Annotated in this window: 24 protein-coding genes and 1 pseudogene; 10 read left to right on the top strand and 15 right to left on the bottom strand. The window is 54.5% G+C overall.

Annotated features, from left to right (window positions below; all coding sequences use genetic code 11):
* Positions 1-19: 19 nt before the first annotated feature.
* The 6 genes from BRW62_RS01050 to BRW62_RS01025 all read left to right on the top strand — a co-directional run bounded on the left by BRW62_RS01050 (position 20) and on the right by BRW62_RS01025 (position 4735).
* A complete protein-coding gene (locus tag BRW62_RS01050; RefSeq protein WP_099797711.1) occupies positions 20-682 on the top strand; it encodes an SDR family oxidoreductase in 663 nt (220 codons plus the stop codon).
* A 17-nt stretch (positions 683-699) separates the two neighbouring features.
* Complete coding sequence (locus tag BRW62_RS01045; protein ID WP_099799780.1) at positions 700-1344, top strand: glycoside hydrolase family 24 protein; 645 nt, start codon at positions 700-702, stop codon at positions 1342-1344.
* Between the two features lie 117 nt (positions 1345-1461).
* Positions 1462-2157: an SIMPL domain-containing protein gene (locus tag BRW62_RS01040; RefSeq protein WP_227517476.1), complete on the top strand. Its 696-nt coding sequence runs from the start codon at positions 1462-1464 to the stop codon at positions 2155-2157.
* Between the two features lie 5 nt (positions 2158-2162).
* Complete coding sequence (locus BRW62_RS01035) at positions 2163-3533, top strand: DUF3370 domain-containing protein (protein ID WP_099797710.1); 1371 nt, start codon at positions 2163-2165, stop codon at positions 3531-3533.
* A gap of 97 nt (positions 3534-3630) precedes the next feature.
* Positions 3631-3921 (top strand): RpnC/YadD family protein, encoded by a 291-nt coding sequence (locus tag BRW62_RS01030; RefSeq protein WP_099797708.1) that lies wholly within the window; start codon positions 3631-3633, stop codon positions 3919-3921.
* Between the two features lie 40 nt (positions 3922-3961).
* Positions 3962-4735 carry an HAD family hydrolase gene (locus tag BRW62_RS01025; RefSeq protein ID WP_099799778.1) on the top strand — a complete coding sequence of 258 codons (774 nt, stop codon included), beginning with the start codon at positions 3962-3964 and terminating at the stop codon, positions 4733-4735.
* A gap of 303 nt (positions 4736-5038) precedes the next feature.
* Here the strand turns inward: BRW62_RS01025 and BRW62_RS01020 are convergent, their stop codons facing one another.
* Together BRW62_RS01020 and BRW62_RS01015 are read right to left on the bottom strand one after the other, a co-directional pair.
* Positions 5039-5791, bottom strand: a complete 753-nt coding sequence (locus tag BRW62_RS01020) for a YebC/PmpR family DNA-binding transcriptional regulator (protein ID WP_099797706.1) — start codon at positions 5789-5791, stop codon at positions 5039-5041.
* Between the two features lie 99 nt (positions 5792-5890).
* Positions 5891-6031 (bottom strand): photosystem II reaction center protein K, encoded by a 141-nt coding sequence (locus BRW62_RS01015; protein ID WP_011056031.1) that lies wholly within the window; start codon positions 6029-6031, stop codon positions 5891-5893.
* A gap of 85 nt (positions 6032-6116) precedes the next feature.
* Between BRW62_RS01015 and tadA the strand changes: the two genes are divergently transcribed.
* Positions 6117-6602: a tRNA adenosine(34) deaminase TadA gene (tadA, locus tag BRW62_RS01010; protein ID WP_376787953.1), complete on the top strand. Its 486-nt coding sequence runs from the start codon at positions 6117-6119 to the stop codon at positions 6600-6602.
* Here tadA and folK read toward each other — a convergent pair.
* Positions 6487-7104 (bottom strand): 2-amino-4-hydroxy-6-hydroxymethyldihydropteridine diphosphokinase, encoded by a 618-nt coding sequence (gene folK / locus BRW62_RS01005; protein WP_157768301.1) that lies wholly within the window; start codon positions 7102-7104, stop codon positions 6487-6489. The two genes, tadA and folK, sit on opposite strands and share 116 nt — an antisense overlap.
* A 79-nt stretch (positions 7105-7183) precedes the next feature.
* Between folK and btpA the strand changes: the two genes are divergently transcribed.
* Positions 7184-8074 carry a photosystem I biogenesis protein BtpA gene (gene btpA, locus BRW62_RS01000; protein WP_227517473.1) on the top strand — a complete coding sequence of 297 codons (891 nt, stop codon included), beginning with the start codon at positions 7184-7186 and terminating at the stop codon, positions 8072-8074.
* On the opposite strand, the gene BRW62_RS00995 is transcribed toward btpA, so the two are convergent.
* The 5 genes and pseudogenes from BRW62_RS00995 to BRW62_RS14940 form a co-directional block, all read right to left on the bottom strand.
* Positions 8071-9324, bottom strand: a complete 1254-nt coding sequence (locus BRW62_RS00995; RefSeq protein ID WP_099797704.1) for a phospholipid carrier-dependent glycosyltransferase — start codon at positions 9322-9324, stop codon at positions 8071-8073. The genes btpA and BRW62_RS00995 overlap by 4 nt on opposite strands.
* 2 nt (positions 9325-9326) lie before the next feature.
* On the bottom strand, positions 9327-10472 hold the full coding sequence (locus BRW62_RS00990) for an HhoA/HhoB/HtrA family serine endopeptidase (RefSeq protein ID WP_198406081.1): 1146 nt from the start codon (positions 10470-10472) through the stop codon (positions 9327-9329).
* A 36-nt stretch (positions 10473-10508) separates the two neighbouring features.
* Positions 10509-11399, bottom strand: a complete 891-nt coding sequence (locus BRW62_RS00985; RefSeq protein WP_099797702.1) for an alpha/beta fold hydrolase — start codon at positions 11397-11399, stop codon at positions 10509-10511.
* Between the two features lie 10 nt (positions 11400-11409).
* Positions 11410-12159, bottom strand: a complete 750-nt coding sequence (locus BRW62_RS00980; RefSeq protein WP_099797700.1) for a creatininase family protein — start codon at positions 12157-12159, stop codon at positions 11410-11412.
* A gap of 9 nt (positions 12160-12168) precedes the next feature.
* Positions 12169-13417, bottom strand: a pseudogene (locus tag BRW62_RS14940) (MFS transporter).
* A gap of 263 nt (positions 13418-13680) precedes the next feature.
* On the opposite strand from BRW62_RS14940, the gene tatC reads away from it, so the two are divergent.
* Complete coding sequence (tatC, locus tag BRW62_RS00970) at positions 13681-14520, top strand: twin-arginine translocase subunit TatC (RefSeq protein WP_099797698.1); 840 nt, start codon at positions 13681-13683, stop codon at positions 14518-14520.
* A 31-nt stretch (positions 14521-14551) separates the two neighbouring features.
* Here tatC and BRW62_RS00965 read toward each other — a convergent pair whose 3' ends face one another.
* Positions 14552-15703: a murein hydrolase activator EnvC family protein gene (locus BRW62_RS00965; RefSeq protein WP_099797696.1), complete on the bottom strand. Its 1152-nt coding sequence runs from the start codon at positions 15701-15703 to the stop codon at positions 14552-14554.
* Positions 15704-15862: 159 nt separating this feature from the next.
* On the opposite strand from BRW62_RS00965, the gene BRW62_RS00960 reads away from it, so the two are divergent.
* Positions 15863-16417 (top strand): YqeG family HAD IIIA-type phosphatase, encoded by a 555-nt coding sequence (locus BRW62_RS00960; protein WP_099797694.1) that lies wholly within the window; start codon positions 15863-15865, stop codon positions 16415-16417.
* Here BRW62_RS00960 and aroQ read toward each other — a convergent pair.
* The 6 genes from aroQ to cbiT form a co-directional block, all read right to left on the bottom strand.
* Positions 16414-16866: a type II 3-dehydroquinate dehydratase gene (gene aroQ / locus BRW62_RS00955; RefSeq protein WP_227517472.1), complete on the bottom strand. Its 453-nt coding sequence runs from the start codon at positions 16864-16866 to the stop codon at positions 16414-16416. The genes BRW62_RS00960 and aroQ overlap by 4 nt on opposite strands.
* Before the next feature lie 28 nt (positions 16867-16894).
* Positions 16895-17023, bottom strand: coding sequence for a hypothetical protein (locus BRW62_RS14695; protein WP_257790491.1), 129 nt, complete (start codon positions 17021-17023; stop codon positions 16895-16897).
* A gap of 348 nt (positions 17024-17371) precedes the next feature.
* A complete protein-coding gene (locus tag BRW62_RS00950) occupies positions 17372-17884 on the bottom strand; it encodes a DUF1269 domain-containing protein (protein WP_099797692.1) in 513 nt (170 codons plus the stop codon).
* A 336-nt stretch (positions 17885-18220) separates the two neighbouring features.
* Entirely contained in the window at positions 18221-19459 is a 1239-nt protein-coding gene (locus tag BRW62_RS00945) for a DUF445 domain-containing protein (RefSeq protein WP_227517471.1), read from the bottom strand.
* A 68-nt stretch (positions 19460-19527) separates the two neighbouring features.
* Positions 19528-20373, bottom strand: a complete 846-nt coding sequence (gene rsmI / locus BRW62_RS00940; protein WP_099797689.1) for a 16S rRNA (cytidine(1402)-2'-O)-methyltransferase — start codon at positions 20371-20373, stop codon at positions 19528-19530.
* Positions 20373-20975: a precorrin-6Y C5,15-methyltransferase subunit CbiT gene (cbiT, locus tag BRW62_RS00935; protein WP_099797687.1), complete on the bottom strand. Its 603-nt coding sequence runs from the start codon at positions 20973-20975 to the stop codon at positions 20373-20375. The genes rsmI and cbiT overlap by 1 nt, the downstream gene beginning before the upstream one ends.
* Positions 20976-20991 lie beyond the last annotated feature (16 nt).

Genomic DNA, 20991 nt, shown 5'->3' with positions numbered 1-20991 from the left:
ACATCGCTGGACTACGACGGTGAATGTAGCTGTTATTGGTGCCACCGGCCGCACCGGCCGACGGATTGTTACTGCCCTACAGCAGGCGGGTCACTCCCCCATTGCTGTTGTCCGGAACCTAACGAAGGCGCAGCAGCAGTGGCCTAATGGCGGTGTCGATATTCGCCTCGGGGATGTCACCCAACCCCAAACTCTAGGGAGTGCTCTGAGCAATTGTGAAAGTATTATTTGCGCCACAGGGGCAAGTCCCAGCCTCAACCCCTTAGACCCCTTCAGTGTAGATTATCTCGGCACCAAAAATTTAGTGGATGCTGCTAAGTACAGCGGAGTCCAGCAGTTCGTTCTCGTTTCCTCCCTTTGTGTCTCCCAGTTTTTTCATCCCCTAAATCTCTTTTGGTTAATTCTGTATTGGAAGCAGCAGGCGGAACGTTATTTACAGAACAGCGGTCTGACTTACACGATAGTCCGTCCGGGAGGCCTTAAAGATACAGAGGAGGGTGGGTATCCGGTGATGGCTGCCGCCGACACCCTTTTTGAAGGGAGTATCTCACGCTCACAGGTCGCTGACATCTGTGTTGCTGCCCTTGGCGACGCTGCCGCAAAAAACAAAATTATTGAGGTAGTGAGCCGCGCTGATCAATCTCCCGTGCCTTACTCTGAGTTGTTCCGCTGTATTCCGTGATTTGAGGATAGGTGATTGTGCGGTTTTGGCGCTGGTTGATTGTTGGATCATTGGTTGCAGGGGTCAGCTATGGGTTTTTGGGCGGGCGATCGCCTGCGCTCCTATGGTACCGTTGGCACCCTGGCCAAATTCCCCCCTTGGTCATGGAAGGTGGCGATCCCTACATCCGTGCCCTCATGCGCACCATTTCCGCAAGCGAAGCCAACGATCCTAGCCCCTACACCCTCCTCTACGGTGGTGATCACGTCCACGACCTTAGCCGTCATCCCGATCGTTGTATTCCTATTCGCCGAGGCCCCAACCAACACCTATGTACAACGGCTGCGGGGCGGTACCAGTTTCTTAGCTCTACTTGGGCTGAAAAAGCCGCCCACTATCACCCGAGCCCACCCGGATGGTTTTGGAGTCAGTATAGCTTTGCCCCGGAATATCAAGATCAAGTGGTCTATCGCTGGCTAACAGATGCCAATGCATGGAACGCTGACATCCCCCAATTGCTGCGGGAGGGTGAGGTGCAAGCTGTCTTTGACCTGTTGTCAGGTACGTGGACAAGCCTTGGTTATGGCATTGAAAGCAACCTGATGACGCCCCACCTCGAAGACATCTACACCAAACTGCTAGCGGAAGAGTTAGCGAGCCGCCAAGCCACTTTAACCCGTTAATAGGCTGACAGCCTTTTCATCCATCAAAAGGAAATCCGTAAGCTCCTGTTGTATAATGTGAACACCTTGCCGCTCGCTAGCACACCCGTGTGACTGGTTGATGTTCAGTAAAATTCTGTGAATAACACCCTAACCAAACTCTATGCGCTGAGCCTCAGTACCTTGTTTTGGGGCAGCGTAGCTCTACCAACGATGGCTCAAGAGGCACTGCGTACCCTGACGGTGACTGGGCGCGGAACAGAGGCAGTAACAGCAACCCTTGCCCAAGTAACGCTGGGGGTGGAGGTGCGGGGGCGCACAGCTCAGGAGGTACAGCAGGAGGTTGCCCGTAAGGCCAATGCTGTATTAGTAGTGCTGCGGGGGCGAGAGGTGAGCCAACTGCAAACTACGGGTCTTAGCTTGACGCCTGACTATCAGTTCAGTAATAATCAGCGCCTATTGGTGGGCTACATTGGTCGCAATACGGTTAGTTTTCGTCTGCCGAGCGATCGCGTTGGTGCCCTGCTTGATGCTGCCGTGCAAGCTGGAGCAACCACTATTGACAGTATTAGCTTTACTGCACCCGAAACAACCCTTGCTGCTGCTCAGCGCACTGCCCTACAGCGAGCCACCCAAGATGCCCAGTCCCAAGCCCAAGCTGTGTTGAGCGCCTTGAACCTGCAACCGCGCCAAGTGGTCAGTATTCAGATCAACCAAGCCACCCCACCCCCTAGCCCAGTACGGTTTGCTGCGCCGGCCATGGCCGATAGTACCCCGGTCGTTGCTGGAGAGCTAGAGGTGGCAGCAACGGTGACCCTGCAAATTAGCTACTAACCGCAATGATGCCTGTGAATTTACGACTTTCCTGCGGCAGTCTCGCAGCACTGTTGTGGGCTGCACCGATCTTGGCTCAACCGCCTGCCACACTTGAGCAGCAACAGCAAATCTTACCCCTCCCAGGGGGCTTAGATCAGGTGCCCGTGTTCAATAGCAACAGTCCCGAAGTCGTTCAGCGCGAAGGGATTTTGCTATCCACATTTCCGGCCAGCGGTAAGGCCACTCCTGCGGCTCATCTGAATTATGCTTTTCGCGGTCGCTTTGATATTTTTGCCCATCACATTGCCAAACCCCCTGATCCTGCGGATTTAACCACCCTCTACGTGGGAATTTTGGCCTACAATCCCGGTGCAACCCCAGTCACCATTGACCTCCTGCACGCGGCTAGCTACCTCAGTCAGCCTGATGCCCCATTTGTCCCCTTGCCAGCTCGACAGGCTAACGATCTTGGGCAAATCTTTGCCGGCCCTGGCGATCGCGTCATGCTGGATATTTTGCGCCGCCGCCGTCAAGAGGGTTGGCCAAGCCAAATTGTCCTGCCGCCCCGCTCCTATGGCCTTATTGCAAATTTGCCGATTCCGGTTAAAGGTCTAGACCCCCCGTTGAATGGCCGCTCCCTACTCATCCGTGCCCGCAGTAGTGGCGATATTTATCTGGCTAGCTTGGCACGCTTTGCTCCTGAGGATGAACCTACCCTTGCCCAGTGGCAGGAAACATTGCACCAAGGGGGATTGGTGACCCCCCGCGATCGCCCACCTAGCCCCCCCAATCAACCCGGCAATATCATTTACAGCCGCGTGGCCGGGGTGGCTCTAGGGTCGCGTTGGCATAATCCGCAGCAAACGCCGATCCCAATTCCAAACACTGGCGAGGCATTTTCCTATCCCTTGAGTTCCCTTGTGGCCGGTCGTTTAGGCACAGACCAAATTCAAACGGCTCCCTTGGTGGTGCGCTATCCTGATACCGCCTACGCCGCCCATGGCAACTACGCCGTTGAGTACGATCTCGTTTTGCCCTTACACAACCAGAGCGATCGCCCCCAAACCATTCGCCTTGCTCTACAAACCCCCATCAAATTTGACGCGCCAGCGCCAACCCTGCGATTTTTTGCTGAGCCACCCAACCGCATTTTCTTTCGAGGTAGTGTACGGTTGCGCTATCGAGATGATCAGGGAGCACCCCAAAGTCGGATCATTCACCTTGTACAGCGCCAAGGCCAGCAAGGGGGCGATCTTGTGCGGCTGACCCTACAACCGAACGAAACCCGCTTTGTGCAGTTCACTATGCTATACCCGCCCGATGCCACTCCGCCGCAAGTACTCACGGTTGAGACCTTGCCCTTTCCGGCACTTGGGGAACGAAAGTCTCCTTAAGTATCGATGAGATAGAGGTACAGGAACAGCTTGCCAAATGTGCTGTTGAAGGTCTAGCCATGATAGCTGCGGGTCATGGTCTCGATAAGCTGGAGGAATGCGAGATAACCTCTGTAAATACCTTGCTGAAGAATACCCGACAGCCTTTAACCAGTGGCTCCTCAACAATGCCTCAGAAAATGTTTCAGTTCTCAAAACCGAACTGAACCTCGAACCGATTTGTGCGGATGGCGTCACCCTCGTACAAACGCAACACTGCATTCTGCATCTAGAGTTTCAGGTTGAACCAGAGGCAACATTGCCGTTACGGATACTGGACTACTGGCTCAGGCTCTATCGCACCTATCGCTGTGAGAGTGTCCAAGTTTTAATAGAGGTTGGGTCTTGATGGACATCCAGTTAACTCATTCTGTGTGAGCTTACCTTTGATGAGCGTTACTCTGTTATGCCAACTTCCCAAGGGAACGGTACGCTTTAGCAATATTGCCGCAGTTGTCTTTGACAAAGATGGTACTTTAGCGAACTCGGCGAGCTACCTCCACCAGTTGGCTCTAGAACGCGCACGGCAAGTGGCCGCGATCGCCCCTGATCTTGAAGCCCCTCTGCTGCGTAGCTTTGGGAGTTCAGCGCATCAGATCCAGCCGCAGGGGCTACAGGCGGTGGGGAGCCGCTATGAGAACCTGATTGCTGCTGCTGCCCATCTTGCTAGCTATGGCTATGGTTGGATAGCCGCTCGGGAAATCGCTGAACAGGCCTTTGCTGAAGCGGATCGCAGGTTTAGCCCCAAAGCTCCCTTCACGCCACCATTGCCCGGGGTGATCGATCTGCTGCAACGGCTGAAGACGGCTGGCCTAGCGCTAGCAGTGCTGTCTGGCGATCGCACCGAGGAGGTACAGGCGTTTTTAGCCACCTACCAGCTCGCTCACTTTTTTAGAAGTGCTATGGGTAGCGATCGCCTGCCTGCAAAGCCTGACCCAACCCCCCTCAAAAAAATCTGCGCTGAATTGGCGATTCCCCCCGCGCAGACAGTTGTTATTGGTGATGCAGATGCCGATGGCCTCATGGCACAACGCGCTAGGGCAGCAGGTTGTATTGGTGTCACGTGGGGATGGCCTCAGCCCCCTTCCTTGCAGTATTGCACCTGCACAGTCAATGAACCGACGCAAATTCAAATTCTGCCAGCCGATCAACAGGGAACTTAGGAACACACAAGAGCCGACACGGGAGACACACAAATGGAGGGAGCACACAGTAGATGTGCGAGTATATCTATTCAGACATACTCAACACAGCATCAAGCCTGAAAGAAAGGAGCGATCGCCCAAGCTGGAAACTCAATCTGGATGACACACAACGGCTGAGACAGGGTTGTTCAGTCAGTGGACTACTACAACCTAATAGGTATAGTCGCACTCTGATGACCTGCCAACTACCGTGTTTTTACTCAAATTTTGCCGAAATTTTTGGTAAATAGGTTCCTGAAAATACCGTACAAACACGGATTCCTAAACGTCCACCATCTCCATTAGAGCGTCGCTGATGACCGCATTGGTGGCAACACTTTGGATATCGTCAAGGGTTTCGAGGGCATCCAGCAACCGCAAGACGCGGCGGGCCGTCTCCTCATCGCTCACCTCCACTGTATTCAGAGAGAGCCAGCGGCGCTCAGTCTCTAACACGTGGTAGCCATAGTGGTTGAGGGTGTTGCTCACGGCTTCCAAGGCAGCGACAGGGCAACGCACTTCTGCGACATCCGCCACGATGTCGTAGGTCTCGACCTCCGCGGCAAGGAGAGCCTCTAAAAAGGCTTCTTCATCGTGGGGGGCAGCAACGGTGACCACCCCCCACAGGTCAAACATCCACCCAACACAACCCGTCTCGCCAAGGTTCCCCCCCTGCTTGTTAAAGGCAGCCCGCAGGTCAGCAGCGGTGCGGTTGCGGTTGTCCGTTAGCGCCTCAATTAAAAAGGCAACACCACCAGCCCCATACCCTTCGTAGCGGACTTCTTCAAGGGGTGCATCACTATCAAGGGTACCGGTACCTTTGGCGATCGCCCGCTCGATGTTTTCGTTGGGAATCCCCGCTGCCTTGGCTTTTTCAATGGCGCTGCGGAGTTGAAAATTACCGGCGGGGTCGCCTCCGCCATGGCGGGCAGCAATAATAATTGCCCGGGAGAGCCGCGCAAAGACTTTACCTTTTTGGGCATCCACCCGTGCTTTTTGGCGCTTAATATTGGCCCATTTGCTATGACCCGCCATACCCGCCGAACATTACAGACATGGATTACTGAGCATAGAACAACCCCGCTGAACACAACGGGGCTGCATCAAAAGAGTAACGTTTAACTGCACAGCAATTTAGCGGAAACCAACAGCGGCTTGCCACACAAAGGCTAGCGCTAAGAACAAGACGGGAATCACCGGCAACACATCCACTAGGGGATCAAAAATAGCATAGGCCTCCGGGAGCTTGGCCACTAACACGAGAGCATCAATCATGGTGTTTTCCTAAACTATCAGCGATCGCAAGAGAACTGAAAGAATAGTACCATAGCGGCTGCGGTCAGGGGATCCAGTGGTGGAGATTAGTTCAGCACCAGCGCAAGCAGAACACGAGTTTTGGATGCAACAGGCGATCGCCCTTGCCCACCACGCAGGTTGTGCGGATGAAGTTCCAGTGGGTGCCGTCATTGTGGATGCCAATAATACCCTCATTGCCACTGGGGAAAATCGTCGCCAACGGGATCACGACCCCACGGCTCACGCGGAAATCATTGCCCTGCGCCGTGCGGGAGAGCGGCTGGGAACCTGGTACCTGAACGGCTGTCGCCTTTACGTCACCCTCGAACCCTGCCCCATGTGTGCGGGTGCTATTGTCCAAGCCCGCATTCACACTCTGATCTACGGCACACCGGATCCGAAGACCGGTGCCATTGACTCGGTGCTACAAATTTTTAGGAGTGCGGCGGCCTTTCATCGGGTGCACAGTGTAGGTGGCATCCTCGCGGATCGCTGTTGTGAGCAGTTACAAACATGGTTTCGGGCGCATCGGCAGAGGCCACGGCCTTGATGCCAGCAACACCTAAACGCGCCTGTAGGGTGGCGATCGTGTCTGTGAGGATGGGATGCCGCCACTGGGGGGCGATTTCGGCTAAGGGGACAAGAACAAAGGGACGATTGGCTAACTCAGGATGAGGTAGCGTTAGCTCTGATGTATTGACAATGGTATCGCCGTAAAACAGTAGATCGAGATCCAACGTGCGCGGCCCCCACCGTTGATGACGCTTGCGGCCAAACTGCTGCTCAATGGCCTGAAGTTGGTGTAACAATGCTAGGGGGCTAAGGGTAGTGAACGCTGTAACGCAGCCATTCCAGTAGTCCGGCTGTGGTGGTCCCACTGGTGTGGTGCGGTACCACCGAGAGCAGTGCAATCCAGTGATGTGGGGTATCTGTTGCAGGGCGCAAACGGCTGCTTGTAGGATTTGGCGGGACTGACCCAGATTGCTACCAAGGGCGATCGCCACGAGGGGGGGGTCAGACGGGGATATACTTAAATCAGTGGATTCTGCCATCGTTTACTCGGTAGAGTGCCACCCTAGGCTCTATGCTCCGCTTGTTGTTATTTCGCTGTCAACCTACCGCTAAATCGTTGTGGATCTCCGGACACTTTTTAATACCGCTACCCCAGTGATTGGTGTTGTACACCTGTTACCGTTGCCCACCTCTCCCCGTTGGGGCGGTAGCCTTAAGGCAGTGATTGACCGGGCAGAGCAGGAAGCCACCGCCTTGGCCTCAGGGGGTGCTAATGCGATTATTGTTGAAAACTTTTTTGATGCCCCCTTTACCAAAGATCGTGTCGATGCGGCGGTGGTCAGTGCCATGACCTTGGTGGTGCAACGCCTGAAAAATTTGGTGGCCTTACCCATTGGCTTAAATGTGCTGCGCAATGATGCCTACAGTGGTCTGGCGATCGCTACGTGTACGGGGGCACAGTTTATTCGCGTCAATGTGCTGACGGGGGTGATGGCCACGGATCAAGGCATTATTGAAGGCCAAGCCCATCACCTATTGCGCTACCGCCGTGAACTGGGGCAAGACATTAAAATTTTGGCGGATGTCATGGTCAAGCACGCCCAACCCTTAAATACCCCTAACCTGAGTACCGCCGTTCGCGATACCTTCGAGCGAGGCTTAGCGGATGGGGTGATCCTCTCTGGCTGGGCAACGGGGCACCCCCCCAGCGAAGAGGACCTCTCAATCGCCTCTAGTGCGGCTAAGGGTCAACCGCTGTTTATTGGCAGTGGCGCCTCTTGGGATAACGTTGAGCAGTTGGTTCCCTATGTCGATGGGGTGATTGTGGCTAGCTCGTTGAAGCGCAATGGCCAAATTACCCAGCCCATTGATCCGATTCGGGTGAGCCGCTTTGTGGAGGCGTGGCAGCGAGCACAGCACAATTTCCAAGAACTGGGCGATCGCAACGGTAACCCAAGCGGCAATCTGGCTCAAGAGAGCGAAACCTCCCGCTTGATGCTATGTGATTAGATCCACGATCGCCACCACATCCGCTGAAAAAACTGCTGGGGGGTGAGCGGTAGCCCCCAATACACTGGCAACCAGTAGAGAAAGCCACTAACAATCAGCAGTAGCACCACCACACTCAGAGCGCGTCCCCACGGTGGCGATCGCCACGCCCAGTCCCAAACCACCGCTAGGGTCATAAAACTGTACAGTGCAGCGGGTAGGTAGTGATAGAGAAACAGGCAGCGGCTCACCAAAACCCAAGGGAGAAAGTTCGCCGCATAGTTAAGCAGCAAAAACTGCCCCGCGGACGATCGCCTTGCCAACGGTATTATTGCCAGCATCGCCAGCGTACTCAGCCACAGCAAGGGGGGATTAAACATGGCATGAACCGCATACACCCAAGCCGTGTCTGCCATGGGTAAGGGAGGGCCAATGACTGGCACAGCTTCGCTGAGGGTGTGTACTCGCTGAAAAAAGTAACTCAGGGGTCGCAACAGCAACGGCCACGACCACCACGGCGCACAGTAGGGATGAGCAGTACTAGCCACACTGCGATGGTAATTAAACATCTGGACGTGAACCTGCCACAGGTTGGAGTGCGGATGAAAGGCTAAGTGGGGCAGCCACAGCAGACTATAGACCGTGAACACCACCAAGGGTAGGATCAGCACCATGTCCATCGCCGTGTAATACCGCTGCCGCTGTGGCATCCACCAGCGCTGCACTCCCCACACCAGCCACAGCCCGAGGAGAAACCCCAGACCACTCCACTTAACCGCCACGCAGGCTCCCAAGGCCACCCCTGTGCCCATGAGTGCCCACCACCGCTGTGCTTTCCACTGCTGCCCCCAGAGCCAGACAACCTGCGCCACCACCCCAAAAAACACCAGATAGACGTTAATGAGGGCATAGCGGGACTCCACTAAAAAAAAGCCATCTAAGGCCACAAACGTCCCCGCCACTAAACCCACCCGCTGGCGCCGCGTGATCAGATACGCCAAAAGGGCAGCAGCAACGGGAATCAGCGAGCCAACAACAGCATTGAGCCAGCGATAGCCCCACGGCTGAAACCCGCCTGCCAACCAAATGCCAAGGGCAATCAGGTACTTACCGAGGGGGGGATGGGCATCAAAGAATGGCTCTCCGGCCAGATAATTGCGGGCAAAGCGGGCAAAATACACTTCGTCAAACACAAGGGTGTTAAAGCGGCCTAAGCCCCAGAGCCTTGTGCCCAAGGCAAAAAGCCACACCAACAGTAGCCCCAGCGGCATCCCTAGGCCGCCCCAGGCAGTTCCGCCGTGCGTACATTCACCCGCTGGACGCGATCGCCCCGCTGAATGGTTAAGTTCAGTACCTGACCCACCTTAGAAGCGTCAACCACGGCCTGTAATTCCTCAGCACTGGTAATGGGCTGCCCATCGACTGCGGTAATGACATCTCCCCAGCGCAACCCTGCCTTTGCGGCTGGCGTATTGGGCAGAACCTGCACCACCAGTACCCCATTGACCTCCGGCAGCATCACCGGTGAGTTGGGGTTAGCATTATTTTCCTTGGCCATGGCTGGAGTAAAGGTAGTCATCTGCACACCAAGGTATGCATGACTAATTTTTTCACCGCGCACAAGGCGCTCTTGCAGTGCTTTTGCTTTATTGATCGGAATCGCAAACCCAATTCCCATAGCATCGGCACGAATCGCAGTATTAATGCCAATCACTTCCCCGGCTTCATTGAGCAGTGGCCCACCGGAGTTCCCTGGGTTGATCGCCGCATCGGTTTGAATAAACTCTAGGCGCTTATCGGGAATCCCCACTTGGGCACTGGAGCGGTGGAGGGTGCTCACAATCCCCAAGGTGACGGTATTGTCTAACCCTAGGGGATTCCCCACGGCGATCGCCCAGTCTCCCACTTTTACCGCACTGGAGTCGCCCAGAGGAGCTGTCGGCAATGGCTCTGTAACCCCCTTCAGCTTGACAATCGCTAGATCGGAGACCTCATCTACACCGCGCACCTCCCCTTCAAACACGCGCCCATCCTTGAGACGCACGGCTACCGTATCCGCCTGGCTGACCACGTGGGCATTGGTCATGAGAATACCGCTGCTGTCGATAATAAATCCCGATCCTTGCCCCCGTAGCCGATCCTCTTGGGGCAGCGGCGCTAACCCTGGAAAAAACTGGCGGAAGAAGGGGTCGTTAAACAGCGGATCCACCGATCGCAGGACAGTGCGCTCCGTATCAATGCGAACCACAGCATCCCCTACTCGCTCCACCGCTGCGGCCACAAAACTATGCCCCGCCGAGGACACCGCTGCCATGGCAGGGGCACTCCAGTTCCACAGCAGCACACTCACAGCCAACAGTAGCCAACACCACTGGCCAAGCCATCGCAAAGACTGAAAAGGTTGTTTGAGGTTAAGCATTACTCACGCGGATTCAGAACCATTCACCTTTAGATTTTAACTGGGCGTTGCCAGCCACTGCTGAAGATAGGCATTTACCATCGCCGGTGCCTCATCCTGCGGGCAATGCCCTACCCCTGCTAGGGGCACAAACTCACGTACACAGCGAAAGGCTGCCAACTGCTGCCCTTCGGCGATCGCTTCCCACGGATCCGCCGCCCCCCACAGAAAGTAAGTAGGACAGGTCACCAAAGGAAGGAGGTCTTCGGGCACTGGGCCTTGGGAATAGCGCACAAACGCCAAAAAAACATCTGCCGCTCCCTGATCTTGAGCAGGGCCGAGCAATATATCCACCAGTTCCTCGGTCACCGCTGTTGTATCCCCGTAGGCTTGGTGAAGGATGCGGCGCACGGCGCGGGGCTGGGCAATTTGGTGGAAAAAGTAGGTTCCGATCGCCCGATTGCCAAGAATCCGTTGTAGCAAAGTGGTACCCCACTGGCGATACCACGGGAGCTGCTGCCGCTTGCGCTCATTCAGTTGCCGCAGGGAGCAGTTGAGTAAGATCAGTTGCCTGACCCACTCCGGCGCGAAAACCGCTGCCTGGAGAGCAACAACACAGCCAATGGAGTTACCAATCAGCACCGTTGGGGCGCCAATCACCTCATGGCAAAAGTCCAGCACAAGGGTTGCCCACGTCTCAAAGGTATAGCTAACCATGTGTGGCGCAGGCTTAGCCGATCCCCCAAACCCCAACAGATCAATGGCATATACCCGATGCGCAGCGGCAAGGACAGGTATATTTTTGCGCCAGTGCAAGCTCGAGGCACCAAACCCATGAATCAGCAGTAGGGGCGTGCCCGTGGTTCCTTGGTGGCGATAGACAATTGGATAGCCCTGCCAGTGCCAAATCTGGGGTGCGAGGGGTTCATTGGCAATATCAGCCGTCATGGCAGCCTCCTCACTCGGCACTAAGAAATTGACGATAGCGCTGGCTCAAATCGTTGACGGCGCGCTGATAAAACTGTTGGCCGTGCTCTGGGGTCGCCAAGCTGGGGTCTGAACCCATCCGACCATCGGGATAGCGACAGCGAAAATCCACAGCACCATAGATGGCATGATCCCTGTTGACCTCGGCACTCAGTACACCTTGCTTAATGGCCTCTGGATAGACAAATTGGGTGACGGCCACTTCGCTGGGGGTTGCATGGGAGCCTTCGCGATCGCCATAGAGTTCACGCGCCAGTTGGGTTACCGAAGGGCACATAAACCAGTTTGCTAGTTCACAGCGCACCTGATCTGCCCCCGGAATCTGTAGTTCGGTAAGAGCGGCATAGGTTTCGGCAAAGGCGGCTTTAACGGTGGCAATATTGCCGCCATGGCCATTGATAAAGAAAAAGCGTTGAAACCCTGAGCGTGCCAAACTCACCAGATAGTCACGCAGGACAAGGAGCAGGGTACTGGGGCGCAGGCTAATAGTTCCGGGAAACGCCGTGTGGTGCAACGCCATCCCCACATTGATAGTAGGTGCGACCAACGCACCGGTGGCATCCCCCACCCCTTTAGCAATGACCTCGGCACAGATGGCATCGGTGCCAATTAAGCCGATGGGGCCATGCTGCTCCGTTGAACCAATGGGCACAATCAAACCGCGAGATTCAGTGAGGTAGTCGGCCACCTCAGGCCACGTACTCAAGTGTAATAAGGCCATTGTGATTTCCTAAATTGCATCTTCCAGAACAGATCGGGTGTTATGCCATGCCCACACACCAGCGATCGCCACCACTCCTCCCATCCCCATCATCACAATCGTCAACCCCAGCAGATCTGAGAGAATCCCCGCCACCGCCAAAGGGACACTGAGGGCAATATTGACAATATTATTCTGGAAGCCAAACACCTTACCCCGCATTTCTGGGGGGGTGCGAACCTGAATGAGGGTTTGCATCGGAATACCAATTAAGGAGGCTCCCATCCCCAAGAGAATACTCAAGGCCAGCCCCATCCAAAGGTTATGGACAAAGGCAAACACCAGCAAGACGGCTGCCATGATCAAAAAACCAATTAAGGGGAGGGGACGGTGATGCAGGTGCTCTCCCCATTGCCCTAGAATACCCGCGCCTAAAATCAGCCCCACCCCTGCGGCAGCCAACAGAAACCCAAATTGATTAGGCCGCAACCCAATCTCTTGGGCTAAGCTGACCGCCAACACCGTCAGTGCCGCAAACACACAGTACAAAATAGTCAACTGGAGCATGGCATTGCCCAAGAGTTTATTCTTACGCAGGTAGTGGAACCCATCTTGTAAATCGCGCCAGATATTCATCCCGTGGGGAGGCTCCTGCACCACTTCGCGGTGGGCAATCAGGGCTAAAACCAGCCCCGCCAAAATGTAGAGGCCACCCACTACCATTTCGCGAGCGTAGATCCCCCGATGGCTGCTGCAGCACTGAGGAGAGGCTCTCCCACCGCAAAGCCAACCACCAACGACCCCATCATCGTGGTGATAAAGAGAGCATTGGCCGAGAGCAGATTTTCTTCTTTCACCAAGAGCGGAATCGCTGCCTGCTCAGCAGGGGCAAAGAACTGCGTGAGAATGGACTCAGAAAAGGCCACCAGCAGCAAAAGGGTAAATTTTTTGGGAATGAGAATTAAGGCAAGCACTAATAGGCCCCGGAGGACATTGGTAATACTCATCACCTCTCGCTTGGGATAGCGATCGACAACGGTACCTGCTGTTGATCCAAAGAAGACGGCGGGTAGGGTATTGGCGATCATCACCGCCGAGGCTTTAGAGCCGGGTAACTCGTAGCTGGCATCGTAGGACACCGCTAAGGTAATCAGGAGCACCAGAAAAATTTTGTCCGCCAGTTGGGAAATAATTTGCCCCCCCACAGCTTCAAAAAATTCGTGTTTCGCATCAGGGCGGCAAAGCCACCCGGACGGGGTTTAGGCCCAGAACTTACCATTGCTGTTGCTCATACACCATGAAGGGGTCTCCTGTGGCTATGTTTCAATCCTTGATCGCTCAGTTGGCAACGCCTGCCGCAAGCATAGGACAATTGCAATGCTGTTAATTATCGTGAGCCATTATACGATCATAGGTTTGTTTAGTTCTTAAGCACCCCGCTGAGCATCGCCTCTCCCTAGGTATAGCAAACGCATGAGCGAGGGATTCACTAGTAGGATGATAGAGTCATAGATCCTGCAGTAGAGAGTTGTTTTTTGAACGATGCCATCGCCCAACACCGATAGCCCTTCCGCTAAATTTTCAGAGCTGACGCCTGCTGAAGGTAACCTTGATGATAGGGATCTAGATACCGAGCAGGATCCTGATCTGGAGCTTCCTAACGAGGTGGAAATGTCCCTTTGGGATCACCTTGAGGAGCTACGGCAACGGCTGTTTGTGGTCTTGGGCACCGTCGCCGTGACGACTATATTCTGCTTTACCCAGGTACGCTGGATCATTCAGTTCCTCGAAAAACCCGCTAAAGGGGCACAGTTTTTGCAACTTAGCCCAGGGGAGTACTTTTTTGTCTCCTGTAAGGCTGCTGCCTACAGTGGGGTGCTATTGGCTACGCCGATGATTCTGTACCAAGGGATTCGCTTTGTTTTACCGGGGCTGACCCGCCGCGAGCAGCGGTTACTCGCCCCCGTTGTCTTTGGCTCCTCGATTCTTTTTGTGGCGGGCTTAGCCTTTGCCTATACGCTGCTTGCTCCTGCGGCCTTAGGATTTTTCATCAGCTATGGTGCGGATGTGGTCGAGCAAATCTGGTCGATTGATCGCTATGTAGATTTTATTTTGCTGCTCCTGTTTGCCACCGGTTTAGCATTTCAGGTGCCTATCTTACAGTTAGTGCTTATTTCTTTGGGGATTGTCTCCACTGCCCAGATGCTGAGCCAGTGGCGCTATGTGGTGATTATTGCGGTTGCCGTGGCTGCGGTCTTAACTCCCTCGATTGATCCAGTGACCCAAGGGTTATTGGCGGGGGCACTGATGGCGCTTTACTTTACAGGGATAGGCTTGGCTAGGCTAGTGGGTGTGGGCGATCGCCCCGCTGAAGACGGATGAATACGTTGAGCGTCGGATCCCCCTATGAGCATCAAAGATAGGCCAAGGGGTCGGTAGGCTCGCCGTTGACACGAACCTCAAAGTGCAAGTGAGGGCCCGTAGAAAGTCCGGTAGAGCCAACTTCAGCAATGGGTTGCCCCTCCTGTACCGTTTGTCCCTCGCGCACGAGTAGGCGTTGAGCATGGGCGTAAAGGGTTGTGAGGCCACTGCCATGATCGAGGATGACGGTTTGGCCATAGCCACCGGACCAGTCCGCTAAAACCACTGTGCCGCTCTGGGCAGCATAGATGAGGGTGCCAAAGTCGGCGCCAAAGTCAGTGCCGGTGTGAAACCGACGGGTGCCTAAAATGGGGTGGATGCGCCAGCCAAAGTGACTGGTAATGGGGGCACGGATGGGATAGGCAAGGCGACCACTGCGGGGTAAGGGGGGTGGGCCTTGGGGCACATAACCTAGGCGCTGAGCTAAAAACTGTTGAATTACCATGCTATCGCGAGCCAGTTGGGCTTCGATGGATTCAAGGGCACGGCGATCGCTGCGCAGGCGTTGCACCAGTTGACGTTGACTGGCGGCTTCGCGAGTGTAAATATCCTGTTGTTTTGTGAGTTGCTGGCGCAGGGCTTGAATATACCGCTGTTGGGTTTTGATGTGTCGCTCCTGCTGCTCAAGGCGGTGGCGATCGCGCTGGAGGGTAACCAGTTGTTGGCGATCGCGCTCATAAACTTGGCGGAGGCGATATTGCTGAGCCAACCAATCGTTTAGAGTCTCGGCCTCAAAAAGCATTGCCCAGTGGGGAATTTGGCGGTAGCGTTGCAACTGGCGCAGGCGATCGCTAATCACCTCCATATTGGCGTGGTAGCGTTTCGCCATCGCTTGTTGTTGGGTTTGGAGATCCTTGAGAATGGTTTCCGCTGCTGTCAGGCGATCGCTGACAGAAGCCAACTGGTTCGTCGTCGTTTCTACATTGGCTTCGAGGCGATCGAGGCGATCGCTGGCCGCATCTTCAAGGCGTTCTAACTGTTGACGTTGTTGCCCCACTGTCTGCTGGTGCTGTTGGTGCTCCTGCATCACTCGCTGCCAATACTCCAACGGTGGTGCGTTCGTTGCCGCAGTCGGAACCGCACCCCCTAGAACGAGGGCAAAGATAGCTAGCAGGAGGTACAGCCAGCAACCGTGTTTTTGCATAGGAGGGTGCAAATGAGTGCCGCTAGTTATACACCGGCAGGGGGTCAATTATCCAGCTTTCACCTTAAACTCATCGTATCAGGGCTAACCTCAGAGCATTTCCTCGGTAAAAGGAGTGTGATAGTGTGACAAAAGCCCTTTTTTTCATGTTGACCCCCAATGGCAAAAGGCGCGCTGGCAAAATTGCTCCAACCCAACCTGGTGTTACAGGGGACGATTGAACATCTACACCCGGCAGTTTTACACGAACAGCAACTGCGGGGGATGATCTTAGATGTGGACGATACGCTACTACCCACATGGAACACAGACCTATCACCAGCGGTACGCGCATGGCTGCTGGACATCAAAGTGCAGATGCAGGTTTGGCTGGTAAGCAACAATCTGAACCATCGCCGCATTGAACGGATTGCTCAACAGGTCGATCTGCCGTTTTTAATGGGCGCGGGTAAACCCTCTCGCCGGAAAATCTGCCAAGCCGTTCATGCCATGAACTTACCATTTGCTGAAGTAGCCATGGTGGGCGATCGCCTCTTCACGGATATTTTGGCGGGTAACCGCCTAGGGATGTTTACAATTTTGGTCAACCCTATCCTTGTAAACCGCCTAGATGGCAAGTCGTGGGTTCGTAACTTAGAATTTTGGCTGGCACACCAACTGGGCGCCCCCATTCTCACCGATGACCCACGCCAACCCCACAGCGAAGTTCCCTAAGCGCTAGCCACCTTCTGCAAGTGCGCCACCAGTGCTCGCAACCCCAGCAAATAACTCTCAGCACCAAAACCAGCAATTTGCCCTAAAGCCACCGGGGCAATATAGGAATGATGGCGAAAGGATTCACGCTGGTGAATATTGCTGAGGTGCACCTCGACCGTTGGTAAGGCCACCGCGGCGATCGCATCCCGAATCGCCACACTGGTATGGGTATAGGCCGCAGGATTGATCAGAATACCTTGCGCATGGGATGGTGCATCTTGGATCGCATCCACCAGCACCCCTTCATGATTAGATTGCAGGCACTCTAACGTAACTCCTAGACTCTCAGCAAGGTTATGCAGAGACTGGTTAATCGTCTCTAGGGTCACTTGGCCATAAACCCTAGGTTCGCGCTGACCCAAGAGGTTTAAGTTGGGGCCGTGGAGCACTAGCACCTTAAACGCCAAAGCAATCCCCGCAAAATCACGAATTAATCTAGCGGCGATCGCGTACAGGAATTGGAATTGGTTCTAGTTCAGGGGTTGGCTCCGCCCCCCCCAACAATTCGAGAAGCTTCTTCAACCACGATTTGAGGCTATCGAGCAGGTTCTCTAGATAATCCATTGATATTCCTACTGTATCGCTATAGAGAATGGCCTTGGTTTTTTAACCATAGCTGACCAGAGCTACTTTTAACCTAGCATAATCTTTTTTCGATCAGTACCCTCACCCTAGAAACCGCTTGGTCGTGCTTTCTCTACTCTGTACTATAGATCGACACTATAGATCAACGAGATCACTGGCCTTTTCAGGACTAGACTATGCGCCTGCGGTGGACGGAACATGACTAGGGCAGAGATTGACATACTCCCACGGCTAAAGCGCGTGGGCTTTACGGCACCAGTTGTAAAAAAAGCTCAGCCATTCTCAGAATGGTCGAGCCTTTTAACAGTTGCTGGGTCTTAAGGATGCTTAGCCCTCGCTAGATTCACCAGTGGAGGTACCACGATTGAGGGCTTCCTGCAATTTTGCTTCATCTTCCTTCGACAGCGATGTGCGCAGCACCTTACCGCCAAACGGTGCAATTTCCTCGATCACTTTGTCTGGAGTGGCTTGCCGCACGAGAGTAAAAATCGCGGACGTGCCCGGGGAGATCGTTTGCCCTAATTCCTTAATGAAATTATCGTCGATGCCAATGTCGGTAAATTTGCCGGAAATGGCTCCGGCGACGATCCCGGCTGCCCAACCCAACAATGGGTTAAAGAACAACAACCCAATCAGCAGCCCCCAGAAGCCACCGCCCAGCGCACCTGCCAAGGTCAAATCTTGGGTTTGGTTAATTTTTACTTTCCCATCTTTCGTGCGGACAACAACTGCCGCATCCTCAAGGTCTAGGAGATGCTCCCGCTGTAACTTTAGGAGCTGGATGAGAACTTCGTTTGCTTTGTACTCATCATCGAAGGCAATTACAACCAGTGTACTCATGCACTGTCTCCATCAATAGTTGGTCATGGAACCGTACCCACCCTAGCATTATCTTCCCCAGAATCACCTGATTGGCGGAGGAGGCATCCTTAAAAAATACGGTGTTGCTGAATGTGGCTATGAATTGCCCTCATCCCCAACCCTTCTCCCCAAGGAGAAGGGAGCTAAGAGTCTTGTTCCCTCTCCTTTGGGAGAGGGCTAGGGTGAGGGCGGCAAAAGACTCAAACCTGACAGTCACACTCCTATTCAGCAACGCCAAAAATACTTTGCCCCCGTTGCTGACTCCAAGATGTAAGATGCTCCTCACTGCAGAGGATTCCTAGGGACTAGCTGGGGTTATGGCCTAGCTTGCCAGTACAAAAATCCAGCTTGCACCAGACCAATTAAGAACCCCAAAATTCCCCCCAAGCGGACGATCGCCTGCAATTCACTACGGACAATGCCCTGAATCGCCAGTTCAAGGTTTTCTGGAGAAGTGGCCTTGACCCGATCCACAATCACTCGATCTAAATCAAGGATGGGAATGGCTCGCTCAATCATCAATTCGAGATCCCGCTCTAGGTAGCGATCTAGCACGAGCGCCAATTCATCACTCACCACCTCAAGGGACGCCGCTAAACTGGCGGATTCTCGCAGTCGCCGCAAAATGCTCAGGGAAATTCCCTCCCAATCTACGGTTTGACTGACCGCTTCAATCACCCCAAATCCCTGTTCTTGAATATAAGTCCGCACGGTTTGGCGAAAGAGCTGTCGCAGTTCGCGCACGGTGCCAAGGGGCAAACTTTGTAAACTGATATTTTGCAAGGCTTCTACTAAGCGTTGGCGCAGGGCAAGGGCTTGAATCAGGTCGTTAAGGCGGCGGTTGCAAGCCTCCCGTTCATTGAGGCAGTACTCCCGCAGCCGGATCAGCGTGTTGCGTACCCCCACTAAATTGGCCATCACCCAGTAGGTGCCACTGGTATGTTGCCGCAGTTCTTGATCCAAAATGTTGATGGTGCGATCGGTTAAAAAATCAATAATGGCTAAGCGCAGACGATCTGGAGGCAGCATCACCGCCAGTAGCCAATTCGCTAGTTTTTCTGCCTGTTCATCGCTGAGTTGTAGCTCAACCAGCACTTGATCAAATAACTGGTTAAGTTGTGGCTCCAAAAAGTCTTCCCGCCGCGACCACACTTTGATCAGGCGGGGGAGGGCACCGCCAAAAAAGTCGCGCAGAATGTTGGCCAGCACTTGCGCCGATCGCTGTTCACTTTGCTCTTTAATTTGGGTAATGCTGGTTTCAAGGAGCCAGTAGATCACTGCTTTCACCCGCTGCACCTGCAAGAGGCGACGAGCAAGGTTTTGCAGTTCTTCAGGGGTGAGCAGAGACCCCAGAATGGCATCGGCAATACGGCGCGCCAACCGCTCTTGATTGCGGGGAATTAACCCCGGCGTAAAGGGAAGCTGCTTGCCGCCAATGTAGCGGGGGGTATAGGGGCGAAAGAGCATTGTAATGGCAAGATCGTTTGTAAAATAGCCGATAATCCCTCCGGCGACGGGGGGAATCAGCAGAGTCCAAAAATTGATACTTGCCAATGCTGGTGTACTCCTAGCCATTGTGGGGCGATCGCAACCGCGCCCAAGAATGTTGCTATCCCTTTATTCTATCGATTGCTATGGGTTCCCCTTAAGCCCATTTGGTAAAGCTGACGACGAGACACACCCGTCAGAGCCGCTAGTTGGCGACTGGCTTCGGCAAGAGACAGCCCTTGAGACTGCAAGAGTTGTAGTTCGGTTTGGAGTTGCTCCCAGGAAATAGGGGAGGCTGTGGGCGCACTGCCGGCCACCACAAGGGTATATTCGCCTCGGGGAGGGGTTTGGGTAACCCACTCACTGGCTGCTGCAAGGCACCCCCGCCAAAAATCTTCGTAGCGTTTGGTTAGCTCACGAGCTAGGACAATGGGGCGATCGCCCCCAAAGGTGTCCACAAAATCCTGCAAGGTTGCGCGAAGGCGATGGGGCGCTTCGTAGAAAATCATTGTGCGCAATTCCTGGCGTAGCTGGTCAAGACGCTGCTGGCGATCGCGACCCTTCGGAGGTAAAAACCCTTCAAAACAAAACCGCGCCATCGGTAACCCCGCCGCCATCAACGCCGTCAAGGCCGCATTGGCACCCGGGATAGGGATGACTGGCACAGCGGCGGCAATACAAGCGGCAATCAGCTCGTACCCCGGATCCGCCACCCCCGGCAGCCCCGCATCACTCACCAAGGCAACCTGTTGGCCAGCGTGTAGTTTGGCAAGGAGGTGGGGCAGGCGTTGTTGGGTATTATGGGCATGAAGGCTAATCTGGGGCGTGGTGATGCCAAAGTACTGTAGCAGCCGGCCAGTATGGCGGGTATCTTCTGCCGCAATGAGATCCACCTCCCGCAGCACCCGTAAAGCACGAGCCGTGATGTCTTCTAGGTTGCCAATGGGGGTGCCCACCACCCACAACTGCCCGATCCCCATCAGGAAATTTTTTCGCCACTGAGGATAAAAATAGGTTCAACCGCCGTAAAGAGTCGGTGTCCGCCACGGGTTTCCAAGCGATTGATCACCGACTGCACCACCTCTAAGCTGCGCGCCTGCACCGTAGCAAAGCCTTCCGAAAGGGCATAAAGATTTTCAAGACTGCCGGCGATCGCCACCAAACGCCCACCAGGGGCTAAATACTCCCACGCCTGCAACAGCACCTCTTTAATGGGGCGACCCCCTTCAAGACAAATGCGCTGCGGCGGGGGTTCTAATTGTGGAAAACACTCTGGTGCCGAACCTGCCACAATCTGAACATTGTTCACCCCAAAGCGATCGCAATTCCGCTGGATCAGATCCACCACCTCCTCATCCCGCTCGACAGCAATCACCTGCCCGCGATGAGCCAAACGTGCTGCCTCCACCGCAATGGTGCCCGTGCCTGCACCCACATCCCAAAGACACGACTCCGGCTCAAGCCGCAGGTACGATAGCATCAGCAAACGTGTTTCCCGCTGCGTTAAGGGAATACCGGGAAGGCGTTCAAAGAGACTATCGGGAATACCGGGGGTAACAAACGGCCACGGATCTGTTGGCATAGAAGCCCCCAACAAT

It is taken from the genome of Thermostichus lividus PCC 6715 (assembly GCF_002754935.1).
Taxonomy (GTDB): domain Bacteria; phylum Cyanobacteriota; class Cyanobacteriia; order Thermosynechococcales; family Thermosynechococcaceae; genus Thermosynechococcus; species Thermosynechococcus lividus.
The sequence above is the reverse complement of the archived record's forward strand: the minus strand, read 5'-3'. Positions and strand labels throughout refer to the sequence as shown.